Annotated in this window: 15 protein-coding genes; 12 read left to right on the top strand and 3 right to left on the bottom strand. The window is 66.5% G+C overall.

The window, feature by feature from the left end:
- Positions 1 to 180 precede the first annotated feature (180 nt).
- The gene (locus UU7_RS14860; RefSeq protein WP_007809699.1) at positions 181 to 1,215 is read left to right on the top strand and encodes a serine hydrolase domain-containing protein; all 1,035 of its coding nucleotides are present in this window, start codon (positions 181 to 183) and stop codon (positions 1,213 to 1,215) included.
- Here UU7_RS14860 and UU7_RS14855 read toward each other — a convergent pair.
- On the bottom strand, positions 1,212 to 2,756 hold the full coding sequence (locus UU7_RS14855; RefSeq protein WP_040673543.1) for a tetratricopeptide repeat protein: 1,545 nt from the start codon (positions 2,754 to 2,756) through the stop codon (positions 1,212 to 1,214). The genes UU7_RS14860 and UU7_RS14855 overlap by 4 nt on opposite strands.
- Before the next feature lie 7 nt (positions 2,757 to 2,763).
- Positions 2,764 to 3,561, bottom strand: coding sequence for an undecaprenyl-diphosphate phosphatase (locus tag UU7_RS14850; RefSeq protein WP_007809696.1), 798 nt, complete (start codon positions 3,559 to 3,561; stop codon positions 2,764 to 2,766).
- 337 nt (positions 3,562 to 3,898) lie between these two features.
- Between UU7_RS14850 and UU7_RS14845 the strand changes: the two genes are divergently transcribed.
- The 4 genes from UU7_RS14845 to glnA all read left to right on the top strand — a co-directional run bounded on the left by UU7_RS14845 (position 3,899) and on the right by glnA (position 7,966).
- The gene (locus tag UU7_RS14845) at positions 3,899 to 4,660 is read left to right on the top strand and encodes a TorF family putative porin (RefSeq protein ID WP_040673542.1); all 762 of its coding nucleotides are present in this window, start codon (positions 3,899 to 3,901) and stop codon (positions 4,658 to 4,660) included.
- Between the two features lie 23 nt (positions 4,661 to 4,683).
- Positions 4,684 to 5,022, top strand: a complete 339-nt coding sequence (locus UU7_RS14840) for a P-II family nitrogen regulator (protein WP_007809690.1) — start codon at positions 4,684 to 4,686, stop codon at positions 5,020 to 5,022.
- Positions 5,023 to 5,042: 20 nt separating this feature from the next.
- Positions 5,043 to 6,371: an ammonium transporter gene (locus UU7_RS14835; protein WP_007809688.1), complete on the top strand. Its 1,329-nt coding sequence runs from the start codon at positions 5,043 to 5,045 to the stop codon at positions 6,369 to 6,371.
- Between the two features lie 185 nt (positions 6,372 to 6,556).
- Positions 6,557 to 7,966, top strand: coding sequence for a type I glutamate--ammonia ligase (gene glnA / locus UU7_RS14830; protein ID WP_007809686.1), 1,410 nt, complete (start codon positions 6,557 to 6,559; stop codon positions 7,964 to 7,966).
- Between the two features lie 110 nt (positions 7,967 to 8,076).
- Here the strand turns inward: glnA and UU7_RS14825 are convergent, their stop codons facing one another.
- Complete coding sequence (locus UU7_RS14825) at positions 8,077 to 9,042, bottom strand: NAD-dependent epimerase/dehydratase family protein (RefSeq protein ID WP_007809684.1); 966 nt, start codon at positions 9,040 to 9,042, stop codon at positions 8,077 to 8,079.
- A gap of 452 nt (positions 9,043 to 9,494) precedes the next feature.
- Here UU7_RS14825 and UU7_RS14820 point away from each other — a divergent pair, with 452 nt between their 5' ends.
- From UU7_RS14820 to UU7_RS14790, 7 genes are all read left to right on the top strand, one after another.
- The gene (locus tag UU7_RS14820) at positions 9,495 to 10,544 is read left to right on the top strand and encodes a glucokinase (protein WP_007809682.1); all 1,050 of its coding nucleotides are present in this window, start codon (positions 9,495 to 9,497) and stop codon (positions 10,542 to 10,544) included.
- Between the two features lie 5 nt (positions 10,545 to 10,549).
- Positions 10,550 to 13,750: a TonB-dependent receptor gene (locus tag UU7_RS14815; protein WP_040673541.1), complete on the top strand. Its 3,201-nt coding sequence runs from the start codon at positions 10,550 to 10,552 to the stop codon at positions 13,748 to 13,750.
- Between the two features lie 161 nt (positions 13,751 to 13,911).
- Positions 13,912 to 15,297 (top strand): APC family permease, encoded by a 1,386-nt coding sequence (locus UU7_RS14810; RefSeq protein ID WP_007809678.1) that lies wholly within the window; start codon positions 13,912 to 13,914, stop codon positions 15,295 to 15,297.
- A 4-nt stretch (positions 15,298 to 15,301) separates the two neighbouring features.
- Entirely contained in the window at positions 15,302 to 18,022 is a 2,721-nt protein-coding gene (locus UU7_RS14805) for a glycoside hydrolase family 2 protein (protein WP_007809676.1), read from the top strand.
- A 16-nt stretch (positions 18,023 to 18,038) separates the two neighbouring features.
- A complete protein-coding gene (locus tag UU7_RS14800) occupies positions 18,039 to 19,046 on the top strand; it encodes a LacI family DNA-binding transcriptional regulator (protein ID WP_007809674.1) in 1,008 nt (335 codons plus the stop codon).
- Between the two features lie 82 nt (positions 19,047 to 19,128).
- Positions 19,129 to 19,974: a sulfotransferase family protein gene (locus UU7_RS14795; RefSeq protein WP_007809672.1), complete on the top strand. Its 846-nt coding sequence runs from the start codon at positions 19,129 to 19,131 to the stop codon at positions 19,972 to 19,974.
- 223 nt (positions 19,975 to 20,197) lie between these two features.
- Entirely contained in the window at positions 20,198 to 21,814 is a 1,617-nt protein-coding gene (locus tag UU7_RS14790; protein ID WP_007809671.1) for a hypothetical protein, read from the top strand.
- The last annotated feature ends 80 nt before the right edge of the window (positions 21,815 to 21,894 follow it).

The raw sequence follows: 21,894 nt of genomic DNA, 5'->3' as shown, positions 1-21,894 counted from the left end.
ACGGGCAGGGCCACACTGCTCGGCCGTGCGCCGGATCGCGACCGGCGAGTGAGCGGCAGCAAGCCCTCGCTGCCGGCTTGAGCGGCAACTTCATAATTCTTCAGGTGCGTTTCCGGCATTTCATCCGCCGCTCTGGCCTCATGCGCCAGCGGCCGATCGACCGCATTGCCAGGAATTCCCATGAAACATCTGCTTGCCACATTGCTGCTCGCCACCACCACCGTCCACGCCACCGACCTTGCCCGATTGAGCTCGGTCGAGGCGAAGATCGCCGACAAGACCTACAAGGACATCACCAGCATCATGGTGGTCCAGGACGGCAAGACCGTCTACGAACACTATTTCAACGGCAGCACGGCCGACACCCTCAACGACGTGCGCTCGGCCAGCAAGAGCATCACCGCCCTGCTGGTCGGCGCCGCGATCGATCGCCATCTGATCAGTGGGGTGGACGCGCCGGTCTACGACTTCTTCCCCGGCCACAAGCCGGCGGACCCGCGGCTGGCCAAAACCACGCTCGAAGACCTGCTGACGATGAGCTCGCTGTGGGAGTGCAACGACGAGAATGAATTTTCCAGCGGCAACGAAGAGCGCATGTACGTCAGCGAGCGCTGGCTGGACTTCGCCCTGGCGCTGCCGGTGAAGGGCTTCGCGCCGTGGATGGACAAGCCGGCGGACAGCCCGTTCGGGCGTTCGTTTTCCTACTGCACCGCGGGCGCCTTCGTGGCCGGCGCCGCGGTGGAGCGCGCTGCCGGGCAGCCGCTCGCCCGGTTCGCGGCGCAGGTGCTGGAACAGCCGCTTGGGATCACCGCGGTGAAGTGGAACACGTCGCCGGAAGGCATCGGCATGGGCGGTGGCGGCACGCGCTACCGCACCCGCGATCTGGCGAAGATCGGCCAGCTGGTGCTCGATGATGGCCGCTGGAACGGCAGGCAGGTGATTTCGGCCAACTACATCAAGGCGATGACGACCCCGCATGCGCAGCCGCGCGAGGACGCGGAATACGGCTACCTGTGGTGGCACTTCCACTTCACGGTCGACGGCAAGGACGTCGCGGCGTGGTCGATGTCCGGCAACGGCGGCAACTATGTGTTGCTGGTGCCCGAACGTCACCTGGTGGCGGTGGTCACCAGCACGGCCTACAACCAGCGCTACGCCCATCCGCAGTCGCGCGAGATCATCAGCCGCTACATCCTCGGCGCAACCACACCCTAGGGCGTGGCTGGCGGCAGGCCGGCGGGCTTCCAGTCGGCGGCCAGCACCTGCTGCCGCTGCCGGGTGACGTCGTCGTTGATGCGAGCCAGCTGGCGGGCGAAATCGGGGTCGCCCGCCAGCGCCGCGAACAGCGGCGACACCTGCAGATAGGCGCGGTCCCGATAGCCCGCATCGATGGCGCGGGCTATCGCCGCCACAGCGCCGTTCCGGTTGCCGTGGGCCAGTTCGAGGATCGCAATTTCCAGCATGCTGCCTGGCCATGGCTGGCCTTGCCGCAGCTCGGAGGTCAGTTCGGCGATGCGCTGATCGATCCGGGCATTCGCCACGCGGGGTTCCCCATACAGCGCCAGCAAGGTCTGCGGCAAGGTCGCCTCTGGACGAAGTGCAACCGCCTTCCGGAATGCGGCCACGGCGCCGGCACGATCGCCGCCTTGCAGCGCCAGTTCTCCCTGCAACACCAGCAGGTCCGGGTGCGGCGTGTGCCGCGACAACGCAGTGGCCAGCGCCACGCGCGCATCGCCATGGCGTCCCTGCGTGTACAACGACCTTGGCCAGGCGATATTGTTGAAGACGTTGTCCGGGTCCAGCTGGAAGATCTTCGCGAAGCGCGCGTCCGCGGCAGCGGTGAAGCCGAGCAGCTCGAGCTCGCGCGCCACTTGCGTGTCGCGAAAACGTACCCGCGGTGCTTCGGCCGGCACCTGCAGGTTCAGGCGCAAGGCGTCGGCCAGTCGGCCTTTCTCCTGGTAAAGATAGGCCACCGACGCGCGGGTGGCGTTGTCCGCGGGATCAAGCGCGATGGCGCGGTCATAGCCGGCGATCGCGTCGTCGATGCGGCCGGCGCAGTCCTGCGCGTAACCCAGCGCGGCCCATGCGGCGGCGTTGCGCGGATCGCGCGCCAGCACGCGCCGCGCCATCGCCTCGCCCTGGGCGATGTCGGCACGGCCGCCATTGAACAGGCATGCCCGCGCACTGGATGCACGACTGAGGCCGAGCATGGCCCGGGTGTCATCGGGATTGGCCTGCAAGGCCTGCTGGTACAGCGATAACGCGCGCTCGTTATTCTCGGGCTGACCGATGACGGCATAGTAGGCGGCGCGGCGCACCAGCGGGCTGACCGGGTCAGGCGCCGCCGAGCGCGACGAGGCCAGCCAGAAGCCCGCACCGGCAAGCACGAGAATGAGCGCTGAGCCGGCGGCAAGCCAGGGCCGGGACGGCTTCCGGCCCGGCTCGGCAGGTTCCGGCGCACGGCACAGTTGATATCCCTTCCCGCGCACCGAGCGGATGTAGCGCGGTTGCCGGCTGTCGTCGCCAAGCGCTTGCCGCAGCAGCTTCACGCGTTGCGTTACGGTCTCTTCGTTGACCACGGCGGGCGCCCAGACCTCGGCCATCAGGGTGTCGATGTCGACCACCGCGTCACCGCTGGCAAGCAGACAGGCCAGCAGGCGGAAATTGAGGCCGGCAACGTTCAGCGCCACGCCGTCGCGGGTGACCCGTTGACTGGCCGTGTCGACGATCAGGTCGAGCAGGCGCATCCGGGTCATGTGGGGCTCAGGTTCCCGCCGGGATGAACAGCAACAGCGCGACGCCAAACGCGATCCGGTAGATCGCGAACGGGGTGAAGGTGTGCGTGCGGATGTAGCCGAGCAGCCACTTCACCGCGATGAACGCGACGACCGCCGAGACCGCGAAGCCGACCAGCAGGGCGGTCCAGTCCTCGTGCACCGCGCGGCCGTCCCTGACCACCTTCAGCAGTTCGTAGCCGGTGGCCGCGTACATGGTGGGAATGCCGACCAGGAAGGCGAACTCGGTAGCCGCGGCGCGGTTGCTGGTGCCGAACAGCATCGCCGCGAAGATCGTCGCCGCCGAACGCGAGGTGCCGGGGAAGATGCCGGCGATCATCTGCGCGATGCCGACCAGGATCGCCACGCGCCAGGTCACCTCGCTGCGCTCGGGCTGGCGCGCGGCCAGCCGCTCGGCGGCGATCATCCACAGGCCGCCGATCACCAGCGCCCACGCGATCGGGGTCACCTTCTCCGGCAGCTTGAAACCCAGCTTGACCGCGATGAAGCCGAGCACGGCGGTGATCGCGAAGGCGACGGCCAGCTTCAGCAGGTAGTCGCGGTTCAGCGGGTCGCGCCATTGCGTCAGCAGCTGCCAGATGCGCTTCCAGTAGATCAGCGTCACCGCCAGGATCGCGCCGGCCTGGATGCCGATGTTGAACAGGTCCGAGCGGGCGCCCAGCCCGAACTTTTCCGCGATCAGCAGGTGGCCGGTCGAGGAAATCGGCAGGAATTCGGTGATGCCTTCGATGATGCCGAGCAGGATGACGTGGAGCAGATCGATCACGGGTAAGTCCGTTGCGTGGATGGAGGGTGCCGGCCGGCAGCAGGCGCCATAGCTTACGGGTTTTGCCCCCACGGTGGCGCGCGGCCAGGCGGCGTCGGCATCGAACGCGCAGCGCACTGGAACGGTGCAAAGCCCCCCGCTCCGCGCGTGCGACTGGTGCGGATGCCCCATGGCGGAGGCCCGGCTGCAGCCGGGATCGGGCTGCAGCAAGGCCTGCGCCCGCTGGCACGCGGCTTGCTGAAGCGGCTTGAGGGTCATGCAAAGCGTGAACCGACGAAGATGGACGGACGTCTGGACGTCCATCTGCCGCAAGCTCCGAACGCAGGGGGATGAATTCATGACGCGATACGGATTGGCAGTGCGGTTCTTCGCTGCGTCCTGCATGGCATCGGCGATGACGCCGGCAGTGGCCGGCGAGGCGCCGGCCAGCCAGTGGGTCGGCAATGCCGGCGTGGTCAGCGACTACCTGTTTCGCGGGCTGTCGCAGAGCAACCGCAAGCCCGCCATGCAGGCCGGGGCGGAGTTCGATCATGCCGGCGGCTGGTATGTCGGCGGCTGGGGCAGCAATGTGAGCTGGCTGTCCGATGGCTCGACCACGGCCGCGCCGGTTTCCAGCAGCGTGGAGCTGGATTTCTACGGCGGCTGGCGCGGCAGCCTCGGTGGTGACTGGAGCGTCGACCTCGGCGCGTATCGCTACCAGTACCCGGGCAGCTACCCGGCAGGCTTCACCCTGCCGAACACCAGCGAGCTCTACGCCGCGCTCGGCTGGAAAAGCCTGTCACTGAAGTACTCGTACGCCCTCACCAACCTGTTCGGCTATGCCGACAGCGAGCACAGCGGCTATCTGGACCTGTCGTGGAACCAGCCCCTCGCACCGGGCTGGCAGCTCAACGCGCATGCCGGCCACCAGCGCGTGGAGAACGTGCCCGGCGCCTCGTACAGCGACTGGAAGCTCGGCGTGACCCGCAACTTCGGCAGCACCTGGTCCGTGGCGCTGGGCTACTACGACAGCAATGCGCGCCGTTCCGTCTACACCAATGCGCAAGGCCGCTACCTGGGCCGCGCCACGGCGCTGCTGAGCCTGGCCAGGTCGTTCTGATTCCATTTCCCGCGGAGCCGCCCATGAAAATGATCACCAGCATCATCCGCCCGTACAAGCTCGACGAGGTTCGCGATGCGCTTGCGCGCGTCGGCGTCTCGGGCATCACGGTGACCGAGGTTCGCGGCTTCGGCCGCCAGAAGGGTCACACCGAGTTGTATCGCGGCGCCGAGTACGTCGTCGACTTCCTGCCCAAGCTCAAGGTCGAGGTGGTGGTTCCCGACGAGCTGCTCGACGCGGTGCTGGACGAGGTCCAGCAAGCCGCACGTACCGGCAATGTCGGCGACGGCAAGGTCTTCATCACCGGCGTGGATCAGGTGATCCGCATCCGCACCGGCGAACTCGACGCCGACGCCCTGTGAACCATCCACGCGAGGTTGCCATGAAAGAATTCAAGCTGTTCCGCTTCATCCGCGCGGGCCTGCCCCTGCTGTTGTGCATGTTCGCGCCGCTGCTGCACGCCGAGACCGCCGCGCCGGTGGTCGACAAGGGCGATGTGGCGTGGATGCTCACCTCCACCTTGCTGGTGTTGCTGATGACGGTGCCGGGGCTGGCGCTGTTCTACGGTGGCCTGGTGCGTTCGAAGAACGTGCTGTCGGTGCTGATGCAGGTGATGACGGTGTTCTCGCTGCTGCTGCTGCTGTGGGTGGCCTACGGCTACAGCCTCGCGTTCAGCGGCGGCGGCGCGCTGATCGGCAACTTCGACAAGCTGTTCCTGCACGGCGTCACGAAGGACACGCTGGCCGCCACCTTCAGCGCGGGCGTGGCGTTGCCGGAATACGTGTTCGTGGCATTCCAGGCCACCTTCGCCGGCATCACCGGTGCGCTGATCGTGGGTTCGTTCGCCGAGCGCATGCGCTTCCGCGCGGTGCTGCTGTTCGCGGCGCTCTGGTTCACCTTCGCCTACCTGCCGATCGCGCACATGGTCTGGTACGGGCCGGACGGCTATCTGTTTGCGAAGGGCGCGCTGGATTTTGCCGGCGGCACGGTGGTGCACATCAACGCGGGCGTGGCCGGTCTGGTCGGTGCCTGGCTGGTCGGCCCGCGGCTGGGTTTCGGCCGCGAGCCGATGAAGCCGCACAACGTGAGCTTCACCATGATCGGCGCGGCGCTGCTGTGGGTGGGCTGGTTCGGCTTCAACGCCGGCTCCAACCTGGAGTCGAACGCGGGCGCGGCACTGGCTTTCATCAATACCCTGCTGGCCGCGGCGGCGGCGGTGCTGGCGTGGCTGGCGGTGGAGGCGATCCTGCGCGGCCACGCGTCGATGGTCGGTGGCGCCTCCGGTGCGGTGGCCGGGCTGGTCGGCATCACGCCGGCCTGCGGCACGGTGGGCCCGATGGGCGCGATCGTGATCGGGGCGCTGGCCAGCGTCTGCTGCGTGTGGGGCGTCACCGGCCTGAAGCGCCTGTTGCGGGCGGACGATGCGCTGGACGTGTTCGGCGTGCACGGCATCGGCGGCATCGTGGGCGCACTGCTGACCGGCGTGTTCACCGCACCGGCGCTGGGCGGCACCGGCGCGGCGGGTTTTTCGATCGCCCACCAGCTCGGCGTGCAGGCGCTGGGCGTGGGCATCACCTTGGCGTGGAGCGGGCTGGTCTCGGTACTGGCCTGGTTCGCGGTCAAGGCCGTGTTCGGCCTGCGCGTCTCCGGCGATGCCGAGCGTGAGGGGCTGGACATCACCACCCATGGCGAAAGCGCCTACGATGTCTGAACTGGCCGGTCGGCCCGGATGAGTGTCAGTATTGGTGCAACGGCCCATGGCTGTTGCACCAATATGCCGCATCCGGCTACGCCCGGAACCCCAGGAAAGCCCGCCAGGCCTTGTCCCGCGAGGATTCCGGCCATTGGCACGGGGCTTGCTCAACTCCGTCCATCATCCATCGCCGAGGTTGCTCCATGTCCGCCAACAAAGTGCTCGACCTGATCCAGGAACACGAGGTCGAGTTCGTCGACTTCCGTTTCGCCGACATGCTCGGCGTGCACCACCACGTCACCTTCCCGGCCCACGCGATCGACGAGTCAACGTTCGAGGACGGCAAGATGTTCGACGGTTCCTCGATCACCGGCTGGAAGGGCATCAACGAGTCGGACATGATCCTGCTGCCCGACCCGGACACCGCCCACCTCGACCCGTTCAGCGCGCACGTGCAGCTGATCCTGCACTGCGACGTGCTGGAGCCCAGCACGATGCAGGCCTACGGCCGCGACCCGCGCTCGATCGCCAAGCGCGGCGAGGCGTTCCTGAAATCCACCGGCATCGCCGACACCGCGTTCTTCGGCCCCGAGCCCGAGTTCTTCATCTTCGACTCGGTGCGCTGGCAGAACGACCCGGGCCGCGTGTTCTACGAGATCGGCTCGGAAGAGGCGGCTTGGTCGTCGCGCTACAAGTACGACGGCAGCAACACCGGCCACCGCCCGGGCGTGAAGGGCGGCTACTTCCCGGTCAGCCCGGTCGACTCGCTGGGCGACCTGCGCGCGGACATGTGCAAGGTGCTGGAGTCGCTGGGCCAGACCGTCGAAGTGCATCACCACGAAGTGGCCAACGCGGGCCAGTGCGAGATCGGCGTGAAGTTCAACACGCTGGTGAAGAAGGCCGACGAGCTGATGACGATGAAGTACGTCATCAAGAACGTGGCGCACCAGAACGGCAAGACCGTCACCTTCATGCCCAAGCCGCTGGTCGGCGACAACGGCAGCGGCATGCACGTGCACCAGTCGCTGGCCAAGAACGGCGAGAACCTGTTCGCCGGCGACCTGTATGGCGGCCTGTCGCAGACCGCGCTGTGGTACATCGGCGGCATCTTCAAGCACGCCCGCGCGATCAACGCGTTCGCCAACTCCACCACCAACAGCTACAAGCGCCTGGTGCCGGGTTTCGAGGCGCCGGTGATGCTGGCGTACTCGGCGCGCAACCGCTCGGCGAGCTGCCGCATCCCGTACGTGGCCAGCCCCAAGGGCCGCCGCATCGAGGTGCGCTTCCCCGACCCGATGAACTCCGGCTACCTGGTGTTCACCGCGCTGATGATGGCCGGCCTCGACGGCATCATCAACAAGATCGACCCGGGCGCGCCGGCCGACAAGGACCTGTACGACCTGCCGCCGGAAGAGGAGAAGAACATCCCGCAGGTCTGCTCCAGCCTGGACGCCGCGCTGGAAGCGCTGGACAAGGACCGCGACTTCCTGAAGGCCGGCGGCGTGTTCACCGATGACTTCATCGACGCCTACATCGAGGTGAAGATGAAGGAAGTCACCAAGTACCGCGCCAGCACCCACCCGCTGGAATTCCAGATGTACTACTCGCTCTGAGCGAGTCGGCGATGCGGTGAAGACAACGGGCGCCAGGGCGCCCGTTGTCATTTCCGCGACCGCCCCCGGGCGTTCTGCAACGGCCCGGTCGGGCTCGTGTCCGGCGCGCGTCAGCGCGGTCCGGCTTGGACAGCGCCGGCGGCAATCAGGGCCGCGACGGCCTCCTGGATGGCGGCCAGGCTGGTGTAGCGTGGCTGGTAACCGAGCCGACGGCGCGCCTTCTCCATCGACATGCACGGGCTTCGCGCGATGTGTTCCCAGGCCTGCTCCGCCTGCTCGCGGGTCTGCCCGGCCTTCCATTCGTCGAAAGGCTGGAACCGGATCCTCGGCTCCACGCCGAACCAGCGGAACATGGCCTCGGCGTAGCCACGCAGGTTCAGCGCTTTCTCCGCGACGACGTTGAACGTCTCGCCCACGGAGGCCGGCCTGTTGGCGATGGCCCGCATGACAAATTGCGCGATGTCGTCCGCGTGGACGTGGTGGAGCGTTTCCAGGCCGCAGTTCGGCAGCGAGATCTCCTCGCCGCGCGCCATCCGCGAGAACACCTCGACGTCGAGGTTGCCGCAGGGGCCAATCGGTGCCCAGCCCGGCCCCACGATGTGGCCCGGTCGAAACACCGTGGCCGGGAAGCCGGTGCGGCGGGACTCATGCAGCAGCCACGTCTCGATGGCCGCCTTGTTGATCCCGTATTCGCCGAACGGATTCACGGGTTCGCCTTCATCCACCGGGATGGCCGGCTGGTGGCCGTACACCCAGATGGTGCCGCAATGCAGGAAGTGCTCGACCTTCCCGCGCAGCGCATGCACCAGGCTCTGCGTGCCGGGCAGGTCGAACGAAATCAGGTCGACGACGATGTCCGGGCGCAACCCGGCCATGCGTGATGCGAACGTTCCCGAACGCTCCTCGGCCGTGCGGTCGAGCGTGACCTGTTCCACCGATTGCCAGGCCGCGTGCGGGCGGTACTTGCCGGATTGGCCGCGGCTGACGTTGACCACATCGTGTCCTTGTTCCACCAGCGCGGGGATCAGATAGGCGCCGATGTGGCCGCTTCCTCCGATGACGATGATTCGGGACATGGGCTCTCCAGTCAGCCAGGCAGAGTCGCGCCATCACGGTGAGCCGCCCCGATCGGCCAGCGGCCGCCTGCGCCCGCTGGATCATCGCGCAATCGCGGGCTGCTTCGCTGGTCCGGGTGGGCGCCGGCGAGGCGACGATGGCTCGTCAGCGGTCATCGGAAGCGCGGTCCCCGCACCCGCCGCGGGCGCCGACCCCCAGTCGCATCGGCGGCCGGCACCGCACGCGGGACGCGGCCGGCGTGACCTCGGCTTGCGCGGTTCAAGCGCTCCGGGGCGTGAAATGCTGCGCCGCAACCACGTCGACCCGGATACCGGCTCGTACCAAAGACAAAAAGCTATACCAATCAGTTGATTGTTCGTCATATTCCCTGGCGGACCGGCGTGCTGTCGTGCAAGTTGACACCGGTGACAATGAATCCCAATCTGATGCCGTTCCGGTGCGGGGAGGCACAGTGGACCTGGCGATCAATCATTCCGAGCTATCCGCGCGCGTCCCGGCGATGCCATTTCTGGCGGCCGACGTGGGCGGGACGTTTGCCCGCGTCGCGCTGATGCAGGTGCCCCGTGGCGAGGGGCGCGAGCCTGAGGTGCTGGCCTATCGCAAGCTCGCCTGCGCGGACTTCGCCGGGCTGACAGAGCTGTTGCAATCATTCGTGGACAGCGACGCGGGAGCCGGCGTGCGGCACTGCGTACTCGCCTGCGCCGGCCACGTAAGGGACGACGAGGTGCTGAACGACAACTCGCCCTGGCCGATCCATCTGGCGCAGCTGCGCCAGGCGCTGGCGCTGGACGACGTTGCCGTCCTCAATGACTTCGAGGCCCTGGGGCATGCGCTCGGCAACGGCCCGACCGGTGGCTCCCGACGCCTGTGCGGACCGACGGTCCCGAGCGATGGCCCGGTGCTGGTGATCGGGCCGGGAACCGGCCTGGGCGCGGCGGTGCGCTTGCCCGCTTCGGCAGGCGGCCACGTGCTGGCGACCGAAGCCGGCCAGATGGATTTCGCACCCGGTTCGATCCGTGAACGCGAGGTGCTGGCCTTGCTGGCGCCGCACGGCGGCTACGTGGCGTATGAGCGCCTCGTGTCGGGCCCCGGCCTGCTGGCCACGTATGCGGCCTTGTGCGCCTTGCGCGGGGAAACGCCGGCGCTCGCCACACCCGGGGAAGTCACCGCTGCGGCCGCGGCATGCAGTGATGCGCAGGCCGTGGAAGCCGTGCAGGTCTTTTGCGCGTCGCTCGGAAGTTTCGCCGGAAGCCTCGCGATGACGTTCATGGCCACCGGTGGCGTGTACCTGGCCGGTGGCTTCCTGCATTCCATGTTCACGTTGCTCGAGCACAGCGCCTTCGAAGAGCGGTTCCTGCACGGGCGCAGCGTGCGCGCATTCCTTTCACAGGTTCCGGTATGGGTCACGGAACACGGGCGCCACGGCGTGCTCGGGGCGGCCCAGTGGTATCTCAGGCGTGGCGTGCCCGGTGCGGTACGACAGGCATCAACCAAGAGGTAAGGCTCATGTCCACCCTACATCGCAGACACCCCTTGTCACTGGCCGTATCGATGTCCCTGCTGGCGGCGGTGGCGACGTCGGCAGCGGCATCACCGCGCACGGGTGCGCCGGTGGACGCCGCCGCGCCGCAGGACGCGTCGGCAACGCCCTCGCGCGATGCGGGCAAGGCCGAGCCCGGCAAGAAGGGCGCCGCGGCAGACAAGGACGCGAAGAATGCAGTCGCGCTGTCTACCGTCAACGTCGTCGGCGTGCGCGCCTCGCAGATGCGCGCGATCGAACTGAAGCGCCAGGCGCCCAGCATCCAGGACAGCATCACCGCCGAAAGCATCGGCCAGTTGCCCGACGTGACGATCACCGATGCCTTGCAACGCGTCACCGGCGTGCAGATCAACCGCGACGCCGGCGTGGGCACCACGGTGGACGTGCGCGGCCTGCCCGAGGTGGGCACCATGCTGAACGGGGAGGCGTTCATCACGGCGGACCAGATCGACTCGCAACAGCCCGACTTCACCATGCTGCCGGCCACGCTGTTCCATGGCGTGGACGTGATCAAGTCGCCCACCGCCAGCACCACTGATGGCGGCATCAGCGGCGCGCTCGACCTGCATACCTATCGCCCGTGGGACCTGCCCAGCGGCTTCACCTACAGTTACTCCGCCAACGGCGAGCGCGGGCGCAGCAGCAGCAAGTGGGGGCCGGAAGCCAACGGCCTCATTTCGTACAACGCCGATGGTCGCTGGGGCCTGCTGGTTTCCGCCGACTATTCCGACACCACGCGATCCAATTCGAACGAAGGGCTGGACCAGTACGGCGTGGTCCTGAACGGTGAAAACGCGGCCAGTGCGGGCGGCTACAACGGCTTCCTGACCCCCTGGAACGGCGCGCCGATACCCTCGCAGATCGTGCAGAACCCCGACGGCAGCGTCGACGTCAACGGCGACGGTAGATCCAACGGCGTGTTCATGGGCAGCCAGAACATCGGCCTGTACGACATCACCACCCAGCGCAAGCGCAAGTCGGGCAGCGCCTCGTTCCAGATGGATCTGGGCGGCGGATTCACCTTCACCAGCGACTACTTCTACGCACAACAGAAGCAGTTCGACCGCAACGTCGGCATCCAGATCAACTCCACCAACTGGCAGGGTGCGACCTACGTGCCGCTGCAGTCGCGCGACACCGGCAGTCCGGTGGCCGGTTCCTACGGCACCCCCGAGCCGGGCTGGGACGGCACCCACCTGTACACCACCCAGGTCTACCAAAAGTGGCCGGGCGACGTGGAATCGTTCTCGCAGATCATCCGCAAGGACTCCACCGCGAAAAACTTCAACATGCAGCTGGATTTCGACGACGGCGGCCCCTTTACGGCAAGCCTGCGCGGCATCCACGACACCGCGCGCCAGTCGAACGTGGAGACCGACATCAACATCTCCAACTCCGATGGCGGCCTGTGGTCCAACGTGCTGATGGATGGCGTGCCCGATGACGCCGTGCCGCCGGGTACCTACATCTTTCCCGACCAGCTGGGCGGCAACCGCGTCTTCAACGCCAACGGCATGCCGCAGAATACGGTTCCGGTCACCGCCGACCTGCGTGGCCGCTACCTGACCGTCGGCCTGCCCGCGTCGCTGGCCAGCCAGTTCGCCGATCCCAACGGCTGGACGATGAAGACGCTGGAGTCCTCCGGCGACTACGACCGCAAGGTCGCCCTCAACGTGCTTCGCCTCGACGGGCACTACGACTTCGACAATGGCATCAAGCTGGATTTCGGCGTGCGCAACAGCATCCGGCATGCCGACAACATCGGCTACACGCTGGTCACGCCGGTGTACGCCGGCATGGGCGCCAGCGACCCGAACGGCTGCCTGGTGCGTTACGTCGGCGCCGACGTGGTGTTGAACAGCGGCGCGTGCACCGCCGGCAACGACCAGGGCTATTTCCGTGCCGGCCCGATCTCGGCCTTGCAGATTCCGAACACGCCCGGACCGCTGGCCGACAACTGGAAGAAGTACAGCAACCTGCTCGGCTCGGGGATCACCTTCTGGGCGATCGATCCGCATGCCATGGACAACCCCGAGGCCTACTGGAAGTCGCTTTATCCGCAGACCCAGCGGCAGGGCGAGCCGGGCAGCACCTGGGCGGTGGGCATCAAGGAAACCTCGGCCTACCTGCAGGCCAACTTCGACGGCAGCCTGGGCAGCATGCCGTACAGCGCGAACGTCGGCCTGCGCGTGATCCGCACCAACCTTGGCGTCACCCAGCGGCTCAGCGGCGACCCGGGCGCCTACGGCACGGAACCCGCCGACATCGGCGGCCAGCTCACGCAACGCAGCTACAAGGACTACCTGCCGGCGGCCAACTTCGGGCTGGATCTCACCGACAGCCTGAAGTTTCGCCTGGGCTTCTCCAAGAACATGATGCCGCTCGACCTCAGCACCTGGGGCGGCGGACTGCAGCTGAACTACTCGCTGGTGGAAACCCCGCAGGGCCCGCTGTTCCGCGTGGCGGCCGGCAGCTCCAGTGGCAACCCCAACCTCGACCCGTGGCGCTCCAAGAACTACAACGCCTCGCTCGAGTACTACATCAACCCCACCAGCATGCTCAGCCTGGCGCTGTTCCGCATCAACGTGCAGAGCTTCATCAAGAGCGGCAGCGTCATCGACTGCACCCTGCCCGACGAGGACGGCGTCGTGCGCAATCATTGCGTCACGATCAGCGAACCGATCCAGGGCACCGGCAACAGCATCCACGGCCTGGAGTTCGACTACCGCCAGGGCTTCACCTTCCTGCCCGGCATCCTGTCCCGGACCGGCATGGAGATCAACGCGACCTACGCGCCGAGCAACTCCGGAGCCACCGACCTGGCCGGGCACAAGATCCCGTTCCAGGACAATTCGACCAAGTCCGGCAACTTCATCCTGTGGTACCAGGACGACCGCTTCCAGGCCCGCCTCGCCTACAACTACCGTTCGCGGCGCGCCGTGTCGGAGGATGTCGGCGGCATCAGCGGCATGGAGATGTACGAGGCGCCGCAGAAATATCTGGACGCCTCGGTCTCGTACAAGATCGCCAAGTCGGCCGAGCTGTTCGTGGACGGCACCAACCTCACCAACGAGTACCAGCGCTACTACCTGGTGTGGCCCGACCAGCCGGCGCATTCGAACTTCTCCGAACGCATGTTCATGGTCGGCATCCGCGGCCAGTGGTGATCGCAGCAGGGGCCTCCGCGTGCGTGCCCGCCGCGGCACGGGCGCGGAGGCGGCACGATTGAGGCCATCCCGCCGAGGGTGCTGGCTGCACCAGCAAGCCGGCGCCACGCAGATACCATTCCTCCCACCAGCGAGCCGCGTCCGACGACGCCAGGGTTGACATGCAGGCCAACAGCACCCGATCCACCCGCGGCAGCAGCTTCCATCGCTCGATCGGCCTGTTCACCGGCACCGCGATCAACATGACCCAGATGTGCGGCATCGGGCCGTTCATCACCATCCCGATCATGGTCGCCACCATGGGCGGGCCGCAGGCGGTGATCGGCTGGATCGTCGGCGCCATCCTGGCGATCGCCGACGGCATGGTCTGGGCGGAACTGGGCGCCGCCATGCCCGGCTCCGGCGGCACCTACGTCTATCTGCGCGAAGCGTTCCAGTACCGCACCGGCAAGCTGATGCCGTTCCTGTTCATCTGGACGGTGCTGCTGACGATCCCCTTGCTGATGTCCACCGGCATCATCGGCATGGTCGAGTACCTCGGGTTCTTCTTCCCGCACCTGGGCTGGTGGCCGGTGCACCTGGTCAGCCTGGCGGCGACCGCGCTGGTCACCCTGCTGCTGTACCGGCGGATCGAATCGATCCGCGTGATCACCATCGCGCTGTGGGTGATCATGCTGCTCTCGGTCGTCGGCGTGTCGGCGGCGGGCTTCTCGGATTTTCACCCGGCCTACGCCTTCACCTACCCGCAAGGGATGTTCGGCGGAAAGTTCTTCGTGGGCCTGGGCGCGGGGCTGATCATCGGCATCTACGACTACCTCGGCTACTTCACCACCGCCTACATGGGCGACGAGCTGCGCAACCCGGGCCGCACCATGCCCGGCTCGATCATCATCTCGGTGATCGCGATGATGTTCGTCTACCTCATCCTCAACATCAGCGTGCTCGGCGTGGCGCCGTGGCAGGAGATCGCGCAGTCCAAATCGATCGCGTCGCTGGTGGTGGAGCACAGCTGGGGCCACGGCGCGGCGGCGGTGATGACCATCCTCATCATCGTGACCGCGTTCGCCTCGGTGTTCGCCGGCCTGCTCGGCGGCTCGCGCGTGCCGTTCCAGGCGGCACACGAAAAGGTGTTCCTGTCGGTGTTCGGCAAGCTGCACGCCAGGCACGGGTTTCCGCACGTGGCCCTGCTCACCATGGGCGTGATCACCGCCATCGGCACCTTCTTCGACCTGGCCGAAGTGATCAACATGCTGCTGGCCGCGACCATCATCGTGCAGTTCATCGCGCAGATCGCCGCGCTGGTGGTGCTGCGCAAGCGCCAGCCGACGCTGCACCGGCCGTACCGGCAATGGCTGTATCCGGTGCCGTGCGTGATCGCGCTGGCGGGCTGGGTCTACGTCTACGCGTCGGCGTCCACCCTGTCGCTGATCCTGTCCGGCATCTGGATCGTGGCCGGCCTGGTGGTGTTCGCGATCTGGGCCAGGGTGAATCACTCCTGGCCGTTCGCCCCCGTGGAAATCCGTGAAGCCTATCTGGAGAAGGACTGACGCCATGCGCATCCTGGCCACTTCCGTGTTGATGATCATGTTGGCCCTGGCCGCATCGGCGGTTGCCCCTTCGGCTCGCGCCGGCACCGCCGCCGCGCCCACGCGGGCCGAGGGTGGCGCCGGTTCCACCATCGCCGTGGCCGGTTGGCAGATCCAGGCCAGCGACAAGGCGCAGGAAAGCGGCGCCGAGATTTCCAGCGCCGCCTTCTCCGCCCAGGGCTGGTACCCGGTCAGCGGCCGCGCCACGGTGATGGCGGGGCTGCTGGAAAACCACACCTACAAGGACGTGTTCTACAGCGACAACCTGCGCGCGGTGCAGGCGCCCGATGCCAGCGGCACCGTGTTCGTGAACCCCTGGTGGTATCGCAGCGAGTTCACCCTGCCCGCGGCGACGCATGGGCGGCACACCCTGCTGCGCAGCAACGGCATCATCGCCAGCGCCGACGTGTGGGTGAACGGGCATCTGGTCGCCGACCATGCCGCGGTCGCCGGCGCCTACCCCGTGCACGAGTTCGACGTGACGCGCTGGGTGCATGCGGGCACCAATGTGGTCGCCTTGCAGGTGCATCCGGCCGATCCGCGCAGGAGCCTGTCGATCGGCTGGGTCGACTGGAACCCGACCCCGCCGGACAACAACATGGGCCCGTGGCGCGGCGTGGACATCGTGCAGAGCGGGCCGGTGCAGCTGCGCTTTGCCCACGTGACGCCGACGCTGTCGCTGCCCGATCTCGCCCACGCCGCGCTGACCGTGAAGGTGGAGGCGCGCAACCTCGACGCGGTGGCGCACGAGGCGACGATCAGCGGCGTGGTGGCCGGCGTTTCGCTGCATCGGACTGTGCATCTCGCCGCCGGCGAAACGCAGACCGTCGCGTTCACCCCGAAAACCGATCCCGCGCTCGACCTCGATCATCCGAAGGTCTGGTGGCCTGCCGGCATGGGTGCGCAGCCGCTGTACGCGTTGCAGCTGGCCGCCAGCGTCGGCGGCACCATGTCCGACCAGGCCGGCGCCACGTTCGGCATCCGCAGCGTCAGCTCCAGGCTGACGAAGCAGGGCTATCGCCAGTTCCTCGTCAACGGCATGCCGATCCTGATCCGCGGCGCGGGCTGGGCGCCGGACATGTTCCTGCGTGACGATCCCGCCCGGATGGAGGCCGAGTTCAGCTACGTCCGCAACCTCGGGCTCAACACCATCCGCAGCGAAGGCAAGCTGGAAAACGCGCGCTTCTACGAGTTGGCCGACCGCGACGGCATCATGATCCTGGCTGGCTGGGAGTGCTGCGACAAATGGGAGTCCGCCGCAAAGACCGGCGGCGCGCCATGGGACGCGGCCGATCTGAAGGTGGCGCAAGCCTCGATGGCCAGCGAAGCGCGCCTGCTGCGCAACCATCCGTCGGTGATCGGCTTCCTGATCGGCAGCGACAACCCGCCGCCACCGCCCATCGCGAAGATGTACGTCGACACCTTGCGTGCCGAAGACTGGGCGCGGCCGATCATCGCGGTGGCCACCGACAAGGGCACCGCCGAAACGGGGCTCTCCGGCATGAAGATGACCGGGCCCTACGCCTGGGTGCCGCCTTCCTACTGGTATGCCGACCAGCTCGGCGGCGCGTTCGGCTTCAACTCCGAAACCAGCGCGGGCGCCGACATCCCGCGGCTGGAGGACCTCGCCCGCATGCTGTCGCCGCAGGAACAGGAAGCCCTGTGGAAGCACCCCGAGCTGCGCCAGTTCCACGCCGCCGCGGACTGGTCGACCTTCGCCAGCATCGCGCCGTTCGCCACCGCGCTGGCCAGGCGCTACGGCGCACCGAAGAGCCTCGCCGACTACGTGGCCAAGGCGCAACTGGAGAACTACGACAACGTCCGCGCCCAGTTCGAGGCATTCAACGCGCACCGCGACGCGGCCAACCCCTCGACCGGGGTGATCTACTGGATGCTCAACAACGCCTGGCCGTCGCTGCACTGGCACCTGTACGACTACTACATGAATCCGGCCGGCGCCTACTTCGGCGCCAAGAAGGCCAACGAACCGGTGCACATCCAGTACTCGTACGACACCCGCGCGGTGGTGCTGGTCAACCAGACGCTGACCGCCGAGCACGGCCTGCAGGCGCGCATCCGCGTGCGCAACCTGGACGGCAGCGTGCGTTACGAGCAGCGCGTGCAGGACCTCGACCTGGCCGGCAACGGCACGCGCCAGGTGGCGACGCTGCCGGCGCTGGCCGGGCTGTCGCCGACGTACTTCGTCGAGCTTGAACTGGCCTCCGCCGATGCCCGCCCGATCAGCCGCAACGTGTACTGGCTTTCCACCCAGGCGGACACGCTCGACTGGGTGCATTCGAACTGGTATCTCACGCCGGTGACGCACTACGCGGACCTGACCGCGCTGCAGTCCCTGCCGACCGCGACCGCCGAAGTGCGGGCCACCCTGCAGCACGAGGGCACGCAAGACGCGGTCAGCGTGACGCTGACGGTGCCGCCGTCGTCGAAAGCGATGGCGCTGTTCCAGCACGTGTCGATCAAGCGGTCTGCCGACGGCGAACCCGTGCTGCCGATCCTGTGGAGCGACAACGACGTGACGCTGTGGCCCGGCGAATCGATTACCCTGACCGCGCGCTACGCGAGGCTGGGCACGGCGACGCCAGTCATCGAAATGAGCGGATGGAACGCGCCCGCCCGCAGCGTTCCGGTGGTCCTCCAGCATGCTTCGCCGGAACAGAGCCCTTGAACAAGACCAGACCGTCATGACGCGCGTGACCATCACCGACGTCGCCCGCGCCGTCGGCACCTCGAAGAAGACCATCTCGCGGGTGCTCAACAACGACCCGAACGTCAGCCAGTCCATGCGCCAGAGCGTGCTTGCCGCGATCGCGCAGCTCAACTACCGGCCGCTCACCTCGGCGCGCAGCCTGGCCACCAACCGCTCCTTCATGATCGGCCTGCTGTACGACAACCGTTCGCCCAGCTACATCATGGAAGTGCAGGCCGGCGTGCTGGAGGCATGCGAGGCGCAGCACTACAGCATGATGGTGCAGCCGCTGGTGTCCACCGCGGCGGACTTCGTCGAGCGCGTCGAGGACATCCTGTCGCGGCAACGGCCCGACGGGCTGATCCTGACCCCGCCGCTCACCGATCACCCTCAGTTGCTCGATTGCCTGCAGCGCAACGGCGTGCCGTTCGCCTCGATCGCGCCGCGCCACCCCGAAGGCTGCATCGGCGTGATGCTGCGCGAGCGCGAAGCCGCCGCGGCGATGGTGGACCACCTGGTGGCGCTGGGCCACCGACGCATCGCGCACATTCTCGGCGATCCCGAACACGGCGCCGGCATCTGGCGCCTGGCCGGCTACCGCGACGGCCTGGCGCGCGCCGGGCTGCAGGAAGACCCCGCCTACATGGTGCAGGGCCGGTTCTCCTTCGAGTCCGGCGTGGCGGCCATGCGCCAGCTGCTGGCCTTGCCGCGGCGGCCGACCGCCGTCTTCGCCGCCGACGACGACATGGCCGTCGGCGCGATCTGGGCAGCGGCGGAAGCGGGGGTATCGATCCCGCGCGACATCTCCATATGCGGCTTCGACGACACCACCATCGCGACCCAGGTGTGGCCACCGCTCACCACCGTCCATCAACCCGTGCGCGAGATGGGTCGTCGCGCCACCGAGGAACTGCTGCGGCGCGTGCTGAACAAGGGCGAGGCCACGATGGTCGAGGTCGATTACCAGATGCGCCTTCGCGCCTCGACGGCGCCCACCGCATAGCCCCGCCGCGCTGGCATCCGTGCCGGTTCCGCCCGGGTATGCTGCTGCCGTACCCGTCATCGATCCACAGGAGAGTGCCTGCATGCCCGCCGCCCACGACGCCGCCACGCCGGCCCGGAAATTCCACTTCATTTCCGGGCTGCCCCGCTCGGGCAGCACGCTGCTGGCCGCCATCCTCAACCAGAACCCGCGCTTCCGTGCCGGCATGACCAGCCCGCTGGCCGACATCATGGGCATGGTGATCGCCGAAGCCAGCAGCAAGAACGATTTCTCGTTCGACGTCTCCGACGAGCAGCGCGTCGCCATGCTGCGCGGCCTGGTCGAGAACTTCTACGCCGAGCAGGCGGACGCCGGAGTGGTGTTCGACACCAGCCGGCTGTGGTGCAGCCGCATGCCCTTGCTCGGCACGCTGTTCCCGCAGGCGAAGGTCATCGCCTGCGTGCGCCAGTTGTCCTGGGTGCTGGACAGCATGGAACGGCTGGTGCGCCGGCAACCGGTCGGCGTCAGCAAGGTGTTCCGCTTCGACACCAACACCACGGTGTACTCGCGCGTCGAGGCGCTGACCGATCCGCGCGGCATGGTGGGCTTCGCCTTCCAGGCGACCAAGGACGCGTTCTACGGCCAATATGCCCCGGGCCACCTGCTGCTGCTGACCTACGAGAGCCTGGTCCGCAACCCGTTGGCGGCGATGCGCGCGGTCTACCAGTTCATCGGCGAACCGTGGTTCGAGCACGACTTCGAAAACATCGCCTTCAGCGCCGACGAGTTCGACGCCCGCGTCGGCATGCCCGGCCTGCACAGCGTGCGCCCGAAGGTGGAACCGATCGAACGCAGCTCGATCCTGCCCCGCGAGATCTTCGCGCGCTTCGTCAATGAGTCGTTCTGGATGGATCCGAAGAACAATGTGAGTCAGGTGCCGATTGTGTAGGCACCGCGTTTGGATATCGGACCCGAGAGTGAAACGAACCAACACGGACAGTGATGGTCGGCTATCGCCGGTGGGCGCTCATCGGATCTCGGCGAGGTTGGAAGGCCGATTTCGACCCATTTCGGACCATTGCGACCGGCCGCTACCGGGTGGCTTAGCCGGCCTAGTAAGGTCTGACCGGTGACTCGGATCTCACCGGGGAATTCTTCAAGGGGGACTAAACATGCTTGTCTATGCCAATGCACTGCAACTTGTCGGGCGCGAGGCGTTCAACGCAACCGCTCGTGCAATCCACGGTTGGTTGAACGACCAGCTTGGGCAGAGGTATCCACTCGCGGAGATCCTACGATCGGGGCAGTGGAAGAGTGAAGCAGGGCGAAAGTCAGCGTGGCTGCAGGTCTATGCCGCAACGGGTGAAGACCCTGAAATGTACGCGTGGCGCTTGAGGCACGTCGACGATGGCGTGAGTGGACGCCAGTGGTTGGTGGAAATCGGAGTGAAGCAGGAGCGTGATGTCGTCGACTTCTCGTGTACGGTCCAGACCGAAGAGATGAGCGTATTGATCACGCAGCCAGTGTTAGCCACTCGGCCAAGGCTGATTCGTTATCTGCTGGACAACCTTGAACGTTCCACCGATGCGAAGTTTGCTATTGGCACCCCGGGCGTCGTGCTTAAGTCCGTTGGCGACAGCCCTGACAGCTATCGTGGATTGCTGGGCGACATCGAGAGGCCGGAACGCGACTATCCGATCGTTCTAGTCAGCCCGGATAGAGACGGCATGTATCTGATTGGTCCATCGCACCTTCAGGAGGCGCTGTTGGGGCTTGCGCAGGTGGTCCAGGTGGATGCCCGCTTCAATAGTTGGGATATGGAAGAAGTGCTCGGACGTCAGCTCTCGGCTTGGGGTGGGGCGGTGAACCTGATTCGGACGCCCGGCCGGGATGGATTTGTGCGTTCCACTTTCTTTGTGTCGCACGAAGTCGAGGAATGGGGTGCAACGCAGGGCGAGAGAGTTGCCGCGGTTCTTGCCCGCGTAACCCATACGACGAACGTGCCTAGATTGCGGAAACGCATTCGCCCCGATGGGGTCGCAAGATTGGCGATTGTTCGACGCATGGCGCAGCAGCGGAAGGAACTACTTGGTCGAACGGGCTCGGATCAGGGCATGCTGGAACTGTACAAAGATGAGCTGGAGGAAATGACCGAACAAAATCAACAGCTCCGCAGCGAATGCGACGACAAGGAGCTTACAAGTAGGCAGCTACAGGAAGACAAGGATCGGCTGGATCAGGAACTGCGCGAAGAGCGATACAAGAACCGTCAGCTCATGTACCGATCATCAGAAGGAACGGCGCCATCCGGTGACTATTCGTTGTTCCTCGACCTGGCGAGCCGTGCAGATCAACCATCCCCGAAAGAATGCCTCCAAGCGATTCAGCAAGCGTACCCAAAGCGGGTGACAGTGCTTGATTCTGCGTACGACAGCGCGGATGAACACGCGCGCTTCGACGCCGGGCGCCGCCTGCTTCGCTTGTTGAAGACGCTCTGCACAGACTACATCGAGCAGATCGAAGCAGGCGGCGACAACGCCGCGCGAAAGTGCTTTACAGTCGACGAATATGCGGCCACCGAGTCCGAGAGCACTCAAGCCAATACGGACATGCGGCGGAAGCGGACTTTCAAGCACGACGGCAACCAGCTTGAGATGTACCGCCACTTGAAGGTGGGAAAAGCCGACGACGAGCGAAAATCCATCCGCGTGTACTTCGAGTGGTTATCCAACGAAAAAAAGGTAGTCATCGGCCATTGTGGGGGTCACTTGCCCATCATCAGCCATTGAAGAACCTTTGTGCGCAATAGACTACGCAACGACGGCTATGACGCCGATCACCGATCAGATCAAAGGGGACGGAGGCTGAG

The organism is Rhodanobacter spathiphylli B39 (assembly GCF_000264295.1).
Lineage (GTDB): Bacteria > Pseudomonadota > Gammaproteobacteria > Xanthomonadales > Rhodanobacteraceae > Rhodanobacter > Rhodanobacter spathiphylli.
Note: the sequence above shows the minus strand (reverse complement) of the source record. Positions and strands in the feature narration are given on the sequence as shown.

Coding starts and splice junctions, on each gene's coding strand:
- UU7_RS14860 (WP_007809699.1), top strand. CDS start 181: ATGAAACATCTGCTTGCCACATTGCTGCTCGCCACCACCACCGTCCAC.
- UU7_RS14855 (WP_040673543.1), bottom strand. CDS start 2,756: ATGACCCGGATGCGCCTGCTCGACCTGATCGTCGACACGGCCAGTCAA.
- UU7_RS14845 (WP_040673542.1), top strand. CDS start 3,899: ATGACGCGATACGGATTGGCAGTGCGGTTCTTCGCTGCGTCCTGCATG.
- UU7_RS14840 (WP_007809690.1), top strand. CDS start 4,684: ATGAAAATGATCACCAGCATCATCCGCCCGTACAAGCTCGACGAGGTT.
- UU7_RS14835 (WP_007809688.1), top strand. CDS start 5,043: ATGAAAGAATTCAAGCTGTTCCGCTTCATCCGCGCGGGCCTGCCCCTG.
- glnA (WP_007809686.1), top strand. CDS start 6,557: ATGTCCGCCAACAAAGTGCTCGACCTGATCCAGGAACACGAGGTCGAG.
- UU7_RS14825 (WP_007809684.1), bottom strand. CDS start 9,042: ATGTCCCGAATCATCGTCATCGGAGGAAGCGGCCACATCGGCGCCTAT.
- UU7_RS14815 (WP_040673541.1), top strand. CDS start 10,550: ATGTCCACCCTACATCGCAGACACCCCTTGTCACTGGCCGTATCGATG.
- UU7_RS14810 (WP_007809678.1), top strand. CDS start 13,912: ATGCAGGCCAACAGCACCCGATCCACCCGCGGCAGCAGCTTCCATCGC.
- UU7_RS14805 (WP_007809676.1), top strand. CDS start 15,302: ATGCGCATCCTGGCCACTTCCGTGTTGATGATCATGTTGGCCCTGGCC.
- UU7_RS14800 (WP_007809674.1), top strand. CDS start 18,039: ATGACGCGCGTGACCATCACCGACGTCGCCCGCGCCGTCGGCACCTCG.
- UU7_RS14795 (WP_007809672.1), top strand. CDS start 19,129: ATGCCCGCCGCCCACGACGCCGCCACGCCGGCCCGGAAATTCCACTTC.
- UU7_RS14790 (WP_007809671.1), top strand. CDS start 20,198: ATGCTTGTCTATGCCAATGCACTGCAACTTGTCGGGCGCGAGGCGTTC.